Consider the following 508-nt stretch of genomic DNA (forward strand, 5'->3'; position numbering starts at 1 on the left):
GCTTGGACCAGCCGGTGCACACCGACCGTGTCGGTGTCGCGGCGAGCCAGGTGGTAGCCGCCCAGCGCCCCGACCGTCTCCGCCCACACCAGCCGGTCAGCCGCCGCGTCCCGTAACAGCCCGGGGCCGAGAGCGTCCGGGGCGGTGGTGAGCAACTCCAGCGGGATCGCCTCCGGGGCGCAGAACACCCACAACTCCGGCAGGCCCACCGCCGCCGGCTGGGTCTCCCGCAGCTTGTCGATCGACAGTTTCCACAGGGTCGCGACCGTGCGTTCCGCCCGCTCCACCGGATCCGGCACCGACCCATGAGTGAGCATGTCCTCCAGTCGGTCGGCCAGCAGGTCGGCGTAGTCGGCCGGGGGGATGCCGGTCTGGTCGAGGTAGCCGGCGGCCTGCTCCACCGCCAGCGGCAGATCCCCCAGCAGGTCGCAGATCCGGTCCGCGATCGCCGGGTCCAGGTCGGGGAAGCGGCCGGTGAGCATCGCCACCGCCTCCGCCCGCGGCGGGG

At 73.6% G+C, this 508-nt stretch carries 1 protein-coding gene (cut by a window edge); it reads right to left on the reverse strand.

Annotated elements, in window-relative coordinates:
- Positions 1 to 482 carry the 5' end (the start) of a tetratricopeptide repeat protein gene (locus FrCorBMG51_RS20275; protein WP_476742217.1) on the reverse strand. It extends 526 nt beyond the left edge of the window, so 482 of the gene's 1,008 nt are visible here — the first part of the coding sequence; the start codon lies at positions 480 to 482; the stop codon falls past the left edge of the window.
- Between the last annotated feature and the right edge of the window lie 26 nt (positions 483 to 508).

Source organism: Protofrankia coriariae (assembly GCF_001017755.1).
In the GTDB taxonomy this organism is placed as follows: domain Bacteria; phylum Actinomycetota; class Actinomycetes; order Frankiales; family Frankiaceae; genus Protofrankia; species Protofrankia coriariae.